Annotated in this window: 11 protein-coding genes and 1 pseudogene; 6 read left to right on the top strand and 6 right to left on the bottom strand. The window is 41.2% G+C overall.

What is annotated here, in order from left to right; translation table 11 throughout:
- Positions 1-194 precede the first annotated feature (194 nt).
- Positions 195-293 (bottom strand): annotated as a pseudogene (locus tag CWB60_RS21000) (sugar O-acetyltransferase); the annotation flags it as partial.
- Between the two features lie 137 nt (positions 294-430).
- On the opposite strand from CWB60_RS21000, the gene CWB60_RS15755 reads away from it, so the two are divergent.
- Positions 431-1,087 carry an NAD(P)H-dependent oxidoreductase gene (locus CWB60_RS15755; protein ID WP_055255136.1) on the top strand — a complete coding sequence of 219 codons (657 nt, stop codon included), beginning with the start codon at positions 431-433 and terminating at the stop codon, positions 1,085-1,087.
- A 50-nt stretch (positions 1,088-1,137) separates the two neighbouring features.
- Here CWB60_RS15755 and CWB60_RS15750 read toward each other — a convergent pair whose 3' ends face one another.
- The 3 genes from CWB60_RS15750 to uvrD are packed head-to-tail and all read right to left on the bottom strand — an operon-like array spanning position 1,138 to position 6,248.
- Entirely contained in the window at positions 1,138-1,986 is an 849-nt protein-coding gene (locus tag CWB60_RS15750; RefSeq protein ID WP_138579407.1) for a chemotaxis protein, read from the bottom strand.
- 58 nt (positions 1,987-2,044) lie between these two features.
- Complete coding sequence (locus CWB60_RS15745; RefSeq protein ID WP_138579409.1) at positions 2,045-4,105, bottom strand: tRNA(Met) cytidine acetyltransferase TmcA domain-containing protein; 2,061 nt, start codon at positions 4,103-4,105, stop codon at positions 2,045-2,047.
- Positions 4,083-6,248, bottom strand: a complete 2,166-nt coding sequence (uvrD, locus tag CWB60_RS15740) for a DNA helicase II (protein ID WP_138579411.1) — start codon at positions 6,246-6,248, stop codon at positions 4,083-4,085. Before uvrD ends, CWB60_RS15745 begins: the two co-directional genes overlap by 23 nt.
- A gap of 311 nt (positions 6,249-6,559) precedes the next feature.
- Here uvrD and CWB60_RS15735 point away from each other — a divergent pair, with 311 nt between their 5' ends.
- Positions 6,560-6,784: a hypothetical protein gene (locus tag CWB60_RS15735; protein ID WP_004588664.1), complete on the top strand. Its 225-nt coding sequence runs from the start codon at positions 6,560-6,562 to the stop codon at positions 6,782-6,784.
- A 113-nt stretch (positions 6,785-6,897) separates the two neighbouring features.
- Entirely contained in the window at positions 6,898-7,266 is a 369-nt protein-coding gene (locus tag CWB60_RS15730; protein ID WP_054983969.1) for a YacL family protein, read from the top strand.
- Between the two features lie 128 nt (positions 7,267-7,394).
- Here CWB60_RS15730 and CWB60_RS15725 read toward each other — a convergent pair whose 3' ends face one another.
- Positions 7,395-8,039, bottom strand: coding sequence for a peroxiredoxin-like family protein (locus tag CWB60_RS15725; protein ID WP_404821063.1), 645 nt, complete (start codon positions 8,037-8,039; stop codon positions 7,395-7,397).
- Between the two features lie 105 nt (positions 8,040-8,144).
- Between CWB60_RS15725 and CWB60_RS15720 the strand changes: the two genes are divergently transcribed.
- Positions 8,145-8,768 carry a dUTP diphosphatase gene (locus CWB60_RS15720; RefSeq protein ID WP_004588667.1) on the top strand — a complete coding sequence of 208 codons (624 nt, stop codon included), beginning with the start codon at positions 8,145-8,147 and terminating at the stop codon, positions 8,766-8,768.
- A gap of 8 nt (positions 8,769-8,776) precedes the next feature.
- On the opposite strand, the gene yrfG is transcribed toward CWB60_RS15720, so the two are convergent.
- Entirely contained in the window at positions 8,777-9,424 is a 648-nt protein-coding gene (yrfG, locus tag CWB60_RS15715; protein ID WP_004588668.1) for a GMP/IMP nucleotidase, read from the bottom strand.
- Between the two features lie 62 nt (positions 9,425-9,486).
- Between yrfG and nudE the strand changes: the two genes are divergently transcribed.
- Complete coding sequence (gene nudE / locus CWB60_RS15710; RefSeq protein WP_029772216.1) at positions 9,487-10,059, top strand: ADP compounds hydrolase NudE; 573 nt, start codon at positions 9,487-9,489, stop codon at positions 10,057-10,059.
- Entirely contained in the window at positions 10,052-10,843 is a 792-nt protein-coding gene (cysQ, locus tag CWB60_RS15705) for a 3'(2'),5'-bisphosphate nucleotidase CysQ (protein WP_004588670.1), read from the top strand. Before nudE ends, cysQ begins: the two co-directional genes overlap by 8 nt.
- The last annotated feature ends 210 nt before the right edge of the window (positions 10,844-11,053 follow it).

Raw genomic sequence — 11,053 nt, 5'->3', positions numbered from 1 at the left:
CCGATGATAGTGTAGCATTTGCTATGTGAAAGTAGGACATTGCCAGGCTCCAAATACAAGAAAGCCCGACTCGAAAGAGCCGGGCTTTTTTACGTCTACAGAAAGGTGAAATGCGGACAATTAATGCACACTCATCTATTTCTAGAATGTAGGTCGGGCGAGCGTAGCGACACCCGACGCAAAAAAACATCGATTTATAGTGTTCTTATCTCACGAGTTGGATTACCAGCAACAACAGTATCCGCCTCTACATTTTTAGTTACTACAGATCCCGCACCAATAACACTGTTATCCCAAAAGGTATGGGCTTGATCTATTATCAAATTTTTTTAGAAAGTCTTTTAAGTATTTTGCTAATTATCAATTGATAGCAAACCCTATAAACTTGCCCCATCTTGTATTTACATACCTTACCAAAGGGGAGAAGAGCATGTCTCATCAAATTATTAAAGACTTACATAACCGTTACACGGCTAAAAAATACGATACGAGCAAACGTATTTCATCGGCGGATCTTGACGTAATTAAAGAAGCTATTCGCTTGTCTGCTTCTTCAATCAACTCTCAACCTTGGAAGTTTGTATTGGTAGAAAGTGATGAAGCTAAGCAGCGTTTGCACGATACATTTGCTAACAAGCACCAGTTTAATCAATTACACGCTAAAGAAGCGTCGCATACACTGTTATTAGCTTATGATCCTAAGTTTACTAAAGAGAAGTTTGTTAAACGCGTGGATGTTGAAGTGAGCTCTGGTCACTTACCAGCGCAAATGCGTGAAAGCTTTATGGGTGCCTACGCTTTTGCTGAAATGAATACGGATGAAAATGGCTACAATGGCAGCTGGACTAAAGCACAAGTTTACCTAGCACTGGGTAACATTATGCATACACTGGCACGTTTAAATATTGCATCTACGCCTATGGAAGGTGTTGACCCAGAGTTAATCGGTGAGAAGTTTAGCGAAGAGCTTGATGGTCATATTTGTGAAGTGGCACTTGCAATGGGTTACCCAGTTGAAGAAGAAGATTGGAACTTTGGCAAACCTAAAGCGCGTTTACCAGTTGAAGATATTATAGCTACTGTATAACGTGTTGCTATAAGCTAATTAGCCGAGAACCTTCTCGGCTTTTTTTATTTTTAGAATAAACCATATGCTTGTGTTTCTTCGTCTTCCTGTTGTGCTAAATGATCAGGTCTAAATATTGCGCTAGGGTCTATTAAAACACTGTGTTTTTCGGCTAACTTTATTAGTCCTCGCATCATGCCTTTGGTTTGCGGGTCTATATCAAAGCCTACTTCGGTTAATTTATCGAGTGGCTTAATGTCTTCTTTTTTATAATCTATATTGTCCTCTACTTTATCTACTAGTAATCCGATATGCGGGTTGAGCCCATCTTTAGTAGTAAAAACAATAATAGGTTTATAATCGAGTGTTATTTGCTCTTTTGCCGCATCAAACAGTCGTTGTAATTGCATAAAGCTGTTGCGCTTTATACTCGCTAAATATTTACTGGCTTGTTTATAGTCTTGCTCGTTATGAGCACTAACTGCGCGATCTGTTGCTGTTACTAGCGCTTGAAAAGGCTCATCAAGTTTTTCTATGATAGTTTTTAGGTCACTGTTGTCAGTTTTAAACTCTTTATAAAATACGGCGATGTTGTGCAGCTGAGTTTTATCGTTTGTTATTACGTGGCTCTGTTGCGCGATGCTTTTTTCAAATTGGCTAAACCAATCATTAAGCGAGGCTTGCCAGGTTCTTAGCTCATTAAGTGCTTTTTTATTACTTTGCTCTGTAGAGCTGCCATTTAAAATAACACCTAGGTCGAACACCGGCGTGGGGGTTTCCATGTAGTCTTTTACACCAATAAAGCTCTTATTGTTATTTGGCAATGTAGTGAGGTTATTATCAAACCGCTCGGTGAGTAAAATATCGAGAATTTTAAGTGAAATGGTTTTACAGCCCACTTGAAAGTTTATGAATTCCATACCTTTATCTTTAATTGCCTTGTAATGCTTTAAGGATAGAACAAAATAGATAAATAGCTTAAAGGTTGTGTGGTTTTTTAATTAGTGACTTAACTGCGAGTTTAAATTGTTGCTCTAATGCTTTTTTTCCACTTAAGCAATGTTGCTTGATTAGCTGCTCATTACTGTGGTTTTGTAATACCATTTGTATCAGCAAGTGGCGATCTTCACTTTTAGTTGCCATTAGGCAAGATGGGGAGTGGTTAAATAAATACCATAGTTTTGGCGTGGTATTAAAGCGATTTATTGTACTAATTGCAGTGTTTATAGGTGGGCTGGGCACGCTAGATTCATCGATAAATTTACTTATTAGCTCACTGACTAACTCACTGTCGAGTTGGCTAAAGTGCGTTAATAAGCCATAAAACAAATCACTTTTAAATTGCTGAGCTAAGGTATGTAAGCCCTGCGTGGATGTGTTTAATGCTTTAATAACGAGGGCTGAGTGCTCACCCGTGCTTTTATCTCGCTGATAACCTAGCTTTACAGCACTAAAGCCCTGAGATTGCCAAAAACGTAAAAGCCCTGCTGTAGCCCCAAAACTTGCACCTATATAACTACAGGTGGGTGTTAGCTGATGCTGGCAATGCGCTAGCAATGCTTTACCCACGCCTTGTTGGTGCAGGTTAGGTGCAACAGCTATACGAATAACGCGTGCGCTTTGCTTTGTTAAATAGCTTGGCTGTGCGCTTAATTGCGCGAGCGATTGTGCCATTAAATGCCCTTGTGGGCGGCGCTCACCACTGATTACTTGCTTAGCTAGCTCTGCATCCATACCGCCTTCAACTGTTATTAAACACACACCCATAACATGCATGTCGCATCTACTAATAAACAGCCTTTGCGCTGGGGCATCAAGTAATTGGCGTAAATCGTTAACACTGCTCTGGTAATGGGCAAGTGCTAGCAACGCAACTATTTGCTGCAGTAAAGGCTCATTGTCAACGAGTGGCTGTTGAGTGACCTCAATATGCTCAATGTTATTTAAAGCGGGTTGGTATTCGTTATATTGTGCATCTAAAGCAAAGAGTGTGCGTACATGTTGCTCAAGAGGGTCGCCCTTGGCAAAGCGCAAAGGCTCTTCTAAGTTTACAATTTTTGCCGCTTTGTAATTTGCTTTAATATGTTGCGTAAAGCGAATGGTATAGCCTCGGCCATTACCCTCGTAACCTACCAAGGTGCTTGCAAAGACTATACGCGGGTAGTGCTTTAACATGGCTAATAGTAGGGGTACAGGGATTGCTGCGGCTTCATCGACCAGTAATAAATCACATGGCGGCAACTGATTAAGCAGTGCATCGGGCGCCATGTATTGTAAATTAGCTAAATGTTTTTGCTGAGCCTTGTATTCCACCTGTAAGGTTTTAGCTAAATGCTTAAAACAGCTATGGGTGGCTCTAAATTGTGTTGCGCATACAATGATTTTTTTATCATGTAATGCTGCGGCTGCAAGACCTAGCGCGGCTGATTTTCCTCGCCCTCTGTCGGCATTAATAATTAAAGGCCTGTTCGCACGCCCTGTGGCCACCTTAATTATTTGCTCAACGCACTGTTGCTGCGCCTGATACTCAATTTTATTTGTTACATTGCTTTTGAGCGGCGGCTGTTTAAAGACAGTGTGTTCATCAAAGTGTATGGCAGGTAGCGTTTGTAAAAGGCGAGAAAAACGTAAATTAAAATAGCTTTGCTGATTACTACACCCATAAGACTGCACGCTTTGCAGCGCAGGGTCTTGCCATGAGGCTAAACGTTGTAAATCAGGCAGTAATAAAAATAAAAGCCCGCCGGCTTTTACGGTGCCGGCTAATGCAGCGAGTTTATCGGGGTAAATGCCACTAAAGCCATCATAAACGGCATGAGGAAACTCTTGCCCAAGTAGTTGATGAGTATGCTCAGGCCAACTGGCATTGGCAAGGCTGCTTGAAAGTAACTTTACATCATCCGAACGGGTTAACGCGCTTAATAGCTCATAGCACCACGTAGGCTGGCCTGTAATAAGCACTAACTGACGATGCTTTGCGCCAGTTAGTTGCTGCGTTAATTGCTCAACACTGCGCTTATACAGCTTGAAGTCGTGCATATGCGGTTACTAACCATTTGCTGCCAAGGTCGTCAAAGTTTACTTGCACACGCGATTGCGCGCCGCTGCCTTCGTAATTAAGTACAGTGCCAATACCAAATTTAGCGTGCAGTACACGTTGGCCTAAGTTAAAACCACTTTCTTCAAATACAGCATGGCTTACTGATGCGCTAAAACGTCCTGCAGCAGGCGGTCGTGATACCTGTGTTTTAATACGAATTTCTTCTACGCAATCTTCGGGTATTTCGCGTAAAAATCGCGATGGGCTATGGTACTTTTCTTGGCCGTATAAACGACGGCTTTCAGCATGGCTTATGTAAAGTTTGTCCATGGCACGGGTCATGCCCACGTAACAAAGGCGGCGTTCTTCTTCTAAGCGCCCTGACTCTTCATTACTTTGCTGCGATGGGAACATGCCTTCTTCAACGCCCACCATAAACACAAGTGGAAACTCTAAGCCCTTAGCAGAGTGAAGAGTCATCATTTGCACCGCGTCTTCGTGTTCATCGGCTTGGCCTTCACCAGACTCAAGTGAGGTGTAGGCTAAAAAGCCTTGTAGTGGTGAGCTAAACTCTTCTTCTTCGGGGAGTTCATACTGATCGCAGGCACTGATAAGCTCTTCTAAGTTTTCTACGCGAGCTCGGCCTTTTTCACCTTTTTCAGCTTGGTACATAGCCATAAGGCCAGAGGTTTGAATAGCGTATTTGGCTTGCTCTTGCAGTGTAAGGTCACTAATTTTGTCTTCTATGTGCTCAACCAGCTCTACAAATTTAGATACTGCACCTGCCGCGCGGCCAGATAAATGCTGTTGTTCAACAATAGCTTTAGCTGCGTACCAAAGAGGCAGAGACTCAGCACGTGCACAATCACGTATATGACTTAATGTTTTATCGCCAATACCGCGCGCAGGGGTGTTAATTACACGCTCAAATGCGGCGTCATCTTGGCGGTTTCCTACCAATCGTAAGTACGATAGCGCATCTTTAATTTCTTGACGTTCGAAGAATCGCATACCACCGTAAATACGGTATTTTAAGCCTTCTTGAAGCATGGCTTCCTCGAGTACACGAGATTGCGCGTTACTACGGTATAAAATAGCGGCGTCTTGCAACGCATTACCAGCATTTAACCAGCTGCGTAGCTTGCTGCTTACAAAGCGGGCTTCGTCTAGCTCGTTAAAGGCGGCATAAATTGATATAGGCTCGCCTTCGTTACCATCGGTCCAAAGGCTTTTACCCATGCGCTCTGAATTATTTTTAATTAGCGCATTAGATGCTTTTAGAATGGTCGCGGTTGAGCGGTAGTTTTGCTCAAGACGAATGGTTTCGGCGTCAAAATCAGTTAAAAAGCGTTTAATGTTTTCTATTTTAGCGCCACGCCAACCGTAAATACTCTGGTCATCGTCGCCTACAATCATAATGCTTTGTGTATCACCAGCAAGTAGCTTTAACCATGCGTATTGAATGGTATTGGTATCTTGGAACTCGTCTACCAGCATGTGGGCAAAGCGCTGCTGGTAATGGCGAAGTAGCGTAGGGTTATTTTTAAGTACTTCGTAGCTACGTAGCAGTATTTCTGCAAAATCGACTAAACCTGCACGGTCACACGCCTCTTGATAGGCAGCATATACACGTAGCATCATTTGCTCGTTTATATCGTAGGCTTGAATATCTTTAGGGCGCAGGGCTTCATCTTTTTTAGCGCTGATGTACCAGCCAAATTGTTTGGCGGGCCATTTTTTGTCATCAATATTCATTGATTTTAATAAGCGCTTGATCATTCTAAGTTGATCGTCAGAGTCTAAAATTTGAAAGGCTTCTGGCAGGTTTGCTTCACGGTGATGAGCGCGCAAAATACGGTGTGATAAACCATGGAATGTACCAATCCACATGCCACCGACAGGGGCTTTTAGGGTTTCTTCAACACGGGTGCGCATTTCTTTAGCGGCTTTATTAGTAAAAGTAACTGCAAAAATACTATAGGCTGATGCTTGCTCAACCTGCATTAACCACGCGATACGATGAACTAAAACACGTGTTTTACCCGAACCAGCACCTGCTAATACCAGCATGTTTTGTAGTGGGGCTGCAACGGCATCGCGTTGTTTGTCATTTAAGCCATCGAGTAATTCAGAAACGTCCATCGTTACGCCTTTTCAATCAATAATGAGGGCAGTATAACAGGTGTTTTTGTTAGGCTAAATAAAATACTGTTTTTATGAACAGCTATTCTAAAAATACTTGTAAAACTAATCGCTTAGTCGCTTTTTTGTACTCTTAAGTAACGATAATTAATAATAAAAATAATCAAATTGACCTATATTTAGTAAAAAATACTAAAGCAGTTATTTAGTAGTAATTTAACTATTTGATTTTTAAGCTTTAATAAATTGGCATAAAGTGTGATAGTAAGTAAATAACTAAAACTTAAAATTAATTAACTACAGAGGTGAGTATGGCTGATCAAGGTTCTGGCGGTAATGTTATTGCAGCGTTGTGTAATATATTTTTTCCTGGTTTAGGGCAATTGGTACAAGGGCGAATTTTAGCCGCTATCTTTTTTGCGCTAGCTATTATAATTAGTTACGCACTTATTTATGTATTAGTAGGCTTCGTACTCGTACCTATTATTTATTTATGGTCGATTATAGATGCTGCACGTTTTAGATCGCGAAGTTAGCTTTTATGTCACCTATTTAATAGCGCCCATTGGCGCTATTTTGCGTTTTAGGGTCGGTGTTTAAGGCTATTTATGGGTATAATTAGTGCATTAGCGTTTTAAAAGTAAAAATTATGGAATATCAATTTATACGTGACCCTATTAGTGGGCTGCGCATTAAAATAAGCAGCGAGCATGCCCTAATTGGCCGCTGGTTAAACGAAGAAATTGGCAAAGAAAAAGTCGCGATGGTACAAGCACTTATTAGCTCGGTAAAAACAAGTTACGAGCCAATAACGTTAAAAGGCCAAGAGATAGACTTAATACTCTCTAAAGACGAAGCCTTATTTGAAGCCCATGCTCTACACCAAGACAGCGAAGATTTAGTCGCCTATCAAGATGATGACTTAATGCTTGAAGAAAATGGCCTAGTGAGTGGTTGTGGCTTTGAAGATTTTATAGATTTAATAGAGTCGTGGGCTGAGTTTAGTGGCTCGCGTTAAATGTTTAAAAGGCCAATCTAGTTGGCCTTTTTTGTAATATCAATTGTGTTAAGTTATTAGGCATTTATAGCGCTCTATTTAGCACCCTAGAATGGTTAAATATTTAAGTCGATTGGTATAACTACAGATTATTGATTTTCTATTGATTTAACGCCAGCTAATAATAGCTCCTCTGTTAAACGTACTTTGTAATTAGGGTTTGCGTATTGAAAATACACAACGCCGTTTTTATCAATTACAAATACAGCCGGTACAGGTAAGGCAACGTTTACCTTGCCTTGGGCATCAACAAAGTTAACACCGCGCTTATTGCGATAGGTAGCGGCTGTTTTATCATCTAAAAAATAAGCTAAACCTAAGGCTTTTGCTAGGGTTAGGCTATCATCTGAAAGCAGTAAATAATTTGGCGAGCTTATTTTACTTTGGGCTAGTTTTTCCGGGCTATCTGGCGATACTGCAATAATTTGCGCGTTTAAATTAGCGAGTTGCTGCTCAATTTCTTGTATATTAGCCAGTTGCTTTGAGCAATAAGGACACCAACCTCCGCGGTAAATAATAAGCACCGTTGTTTTTTCAGCAAAGCGCTTTTGTAACTCTACATTATTACCATGTTGATCTTTGAGCGTTATATTAGGCACGCTTAAGCCAGGTAATAATGGTGATACTTGCTCAGGGGCTGCAGCAATTCCTTCTGTACTTGCTTGCGCATTCGTTACTAAAAAAGCAGCCATTGCAATAGTCGCCAAGGTGTGCAGTAACACTTTACTCATCATTATTTCCTGCCCTGTTTTTATGTGCTGTTTATAATAGATCAAAAATGCACTTTTTATTATTTGCCTGTATCATAAGCGTAATTTAAAAGCTCAAGTGGAAACGATATGTCAGCCAACTTAAATAAGCTAGTAGTAATGCTAGAAATGCAAAATGCCATGAACACTAAAGTTCATGATCAATGGTTTAGCCAAGGCTTTGAGTGGTACAGAGCCATTTGGGTAGAGTGTGCAGAAATGCTAGATCATTACGGTTGGAAGTGGTGGAAAAAACAAACCCCAGACACCGAGCAAGTCATTCTAGAATTGGTTGATATATTTCATTTTGGTTTGTCGTTAAGAATTGACGGAACAACCTCTTACGAAGAGTTAGCTAAGCAGCTAGAACAAGAACTTAGCGCACCACAGGCCGCAGATGACTTTAAACAAACTCTTGAAATATTAGCAGCTTCAGCAGTTGCAAATAAAACCTTTAACGCGGCCGCGTTTGCAGGGTGTATGGCGCAAATAGGGATGGATATTGACGATTTATACCGCGGTTACGTAGGTAAAAACACGTTAAACTTTTTCCGCCAAGATCATGGCTACAAAGATGGCAGCTACATCAAAGTATGGAATGGCCAAGAAGATAACGAGCATTTAGTCGAAGTCGTTAAAAGCCTTGATACCGAACATGCCGACTTTGCAAAGTTAGTATATCAAGGCCTAGTGGCGCGTTACCCGCAACAATAATCTAGCTGCTAGATTATGTTTCTGTAGTCGGTTACGTTTAAGTAATCGGCTATTACATTATGTGGTTGCTGGCTATCTGGGTTGGCCACCGCAAGTAAATGTTCAATGCCGTATTCTCGGGCAGCATTTAAAACTGGCACACTATCATCAACAAACAAAGTGCGCTGCTTATTAAACCCTAAGTCTTTTTGTACTTGATGCCATAAACTTTGCTGCTCTTTACTCACTCCGTATTGATGAGTAGACACCACGCCATCTAAATAATTATCTATCGCGGTATGTTCAAATTTAAGCATGACGTTTTCTGGGTGGGCGTTAGTTAAAAGAATTAGCTCTTTACCTGCTTTTTTTAACTCTGTTAAAAAGTGGGGCACATCTTCGCGTACTTTTATTAAGTGCTGGGTTTGGCGTTTTAATTCCATTATCGGTAAATTGAGTTGCTCTTGCCAATAATCTAAGCAATACCACTGTATTTGACCACTTACCGCTTGATAGCGTTTGTGCATATCGGCTTTTGCTTCATCAAGGGTAATATTGCGAGTGAGCGCAAGTTGCTCTGGTACAACGTTAAGCCAAAAGTGACTATCGAAATGTAAATCGAGTAATGTTCCGTCCATATCGAGTAAAACGGTATCGATTTTTGACCAATTTAGCATGGGCTTTTCCTTGTGAAAAGTTTATGATTAAGCACAACTGCCATGATAGCAAAATAACGCCAATGACACAGAAAAAGCACCCAACTCCGCCTCAAATTATTAGTAACAATGTAGTTGCTAAAAGCCGTTTATTTACTGTTGAATCGTTAGAGCTTAAGTTTTCTAATGACGAAGAGCGCCAGTATGAGCGCATACGTGGCGGTGGCCGCGGGGCTGTAATGATTGTACCAATAACTGCAGATAACGAAATGCTACTGGTACGTGAGTATTGCGCGGGCACAAACGACTACCAATTAGGCTTTCCTAAAGGCTTGATAGACCCAGGCGAAACACCACAGCAAGCTGCAAACAGAGAGCTTAAAGAAGAAGTGGGTTTTGGTGCTGAATTTTTTGAGCCGCTAAAAGTAGTATCAATGGCGCCAAGTTACTTTAACGCGACCATGCATATTTTATTTGCTAAGCAACTATATCCGCAAACGTTAGAAGGTGATGAGCCCGAACCTTTAGTGGTTGTTAAGTGGCCATTAACAGATTGGCAGTCATTATTAGAGCAAGACGATTTTACCGAAGCTCGCAGTGTTGCCGCTTTGCTATTATTAAATAAGTATTTAGCGTCTGGAGCTGCAAATGAATAAATTACTAGAGCCTTGTATTGAACTTGCACAAAGTGCAGGCGATGCCATTATGGCTATTTATAAAAAAGACGATATTGGCCAGCAAGAAAAGTCAGACTCTACGCCTGTTACAAAAGCAGACTTAGCGTCTAACGATGTGCTTGTTGCTGGTTTAAAAGCGCTTGCGCCCGACATCCCTATCATGTCGGAAGAAACGCCTATTCCGGCACTTGCCCAAAGAAAGAACTGGCAACGCTATTGGTTATTAGATCCGATGGATGGCACTGGCGAGTTTATTTTAGAAAGTGGTGACTTTGCCGTTAATATTGCACTTATTGAAAATAATCACCCCGTTTTAGGTGTGATTCATTGGCCAGCAAAAGGGATCACTTACTTTGCTACTGCTAATCAGGGTGCATTTAAACGAGAAAATGGTAGCGACACAAAAATGTCGGTAGCAACACCCGATAACCTAACGTTGGCAGTAAGTCGTAGACAAAAAATTGAAGCGGTCAGTCAGTATTTAAATACGCAGTTTGCCACTATTGCAGTAGGCTCGTGCTCGCTAAAAGCATGTATAGTTGCCGAGGGCAAAGCCGACTGCTTTTTACGAATTGGTCCTACAGGCGAGTGGGATACCGGCGCGTCACAAGTTATTGTAGAAGAAGCGGGTGGGTGTATAACCGATGCAGAATTTAATCCGCTTACTTATAACCAGCGTGAGAGCACTGAAAATCCTGACTTTATTGTAATGGGACACCCAGATTGGGAGTTTCAAAAAATGATAAGCCCACATCAGAGATAGCTATTTATAGTGCTTGTTGATTGCTTTTTGTTCGGTTGAACACAATTAACTAGTTAAAGCCTTGCAATATAAGTTTATTCCTATATTATAGCGCTCTCTTCGAAACAGGCTCGTTATTAACACGAAACTATTTCAAAGAAATTACAGGCGCGGGATGGAGCAGCCTGGTAGCTCGTCGGGCTCATAACCCGAAGGTCGTCGGTTCAAATC

The organism is Pseudoalteromonas sp. S327 (assembly GCF_005886415.1).
Taxonomy (GTDB): Bacteria; Pseudomonadota; Gammaproteobacteria; order Enterobacterales; family Alteromonadaceae; genus Pseudoalteromonas; species Pseudoalteromonas atlantica.
Note: the sequence above shows the minus strand (reverse complement) of the source record. Positions and strands in the feature narration are given on the sequence as shown.

Excerpts from the sequence above, each read along its gene's own strand:
- yrfG (WP_004588668.1), bottom strand. The coding sequence starts at position 9,424 with ATGCTAAATTGGTCAAAAATCGATACCGTTTTACTCGATATGGACGGA.
- uvrD (WP_138579411.1), bottom strand. The coding sequence starts at position 6,248 with ATGGACGTTTCTGAATTACTCGATGGCTTAAATGACAAACAACGCGAT.
- CWB60_RS15750 (WP_138579407.1), bottom strand. The coding sequence starts at position 1,986 with ATGGAATTCATAAACTTTCAAGTGGGCTGTAAAACCATTTCACTTAAA.
- nudE (WP_029772216.1), top strand. The coding sequence starts at position 9,487 with ATGACACAGAAAAAGCACCCAACTCCGCCTCAAATTATTAGTAACAAT.
- CWB60_RS15725 (WP_404821063.1), bottom strand. The coding sequence starts at position 8,039 with ATGATGAGTAAAGTGTTACTGCACACCTTGGCGACTATTGCAATGGCT.
- CWB60_RS15745 (WP_138579409.1), bottom strand. The coding sequence starts at position 4,105 with ATGCACGACTTCAAGCTGTATAAGCGCAGTGTTGAGCAATTAACGCAG.
- CWB60_RS15720 (WP_004588667.1), top strand. The coding sequence starts at position 8,145 with ATGTCAGCCAACTTAAATAAGCTAGTAGTAATGCTAGAAATGCAAAAT.
- CWB60_RS15755 (WP_055255136.1), top strand. The coding sequence starts at position 431 with ATGTCTCATCAAATTATTAAAGACTTACATAACCGTTACACGGCTAAA.
- cysQ (WP_004588670.1), top strand. The coding sequence starts at position 10,052 with ATGAATAAATTACTAGAGCCTTGTATTGAACTTGCACAAAGTGCAGGC.
- CWB60_RS15735 (WP_004588664.1), top strand. The coding sequence starts at position 6,560 with ATGGCTGATCAAGGTTCTGGCGGTAATGTTATTGCAGCGTTGTGTAAT.
- CWB60_RS15730 (WP_054983969.1), top strand. The coding sequence starts at position 6,898 with ATGGAATATCAATTTATACGTGACCCTATTAGTGGGCTGCGCATTAAA.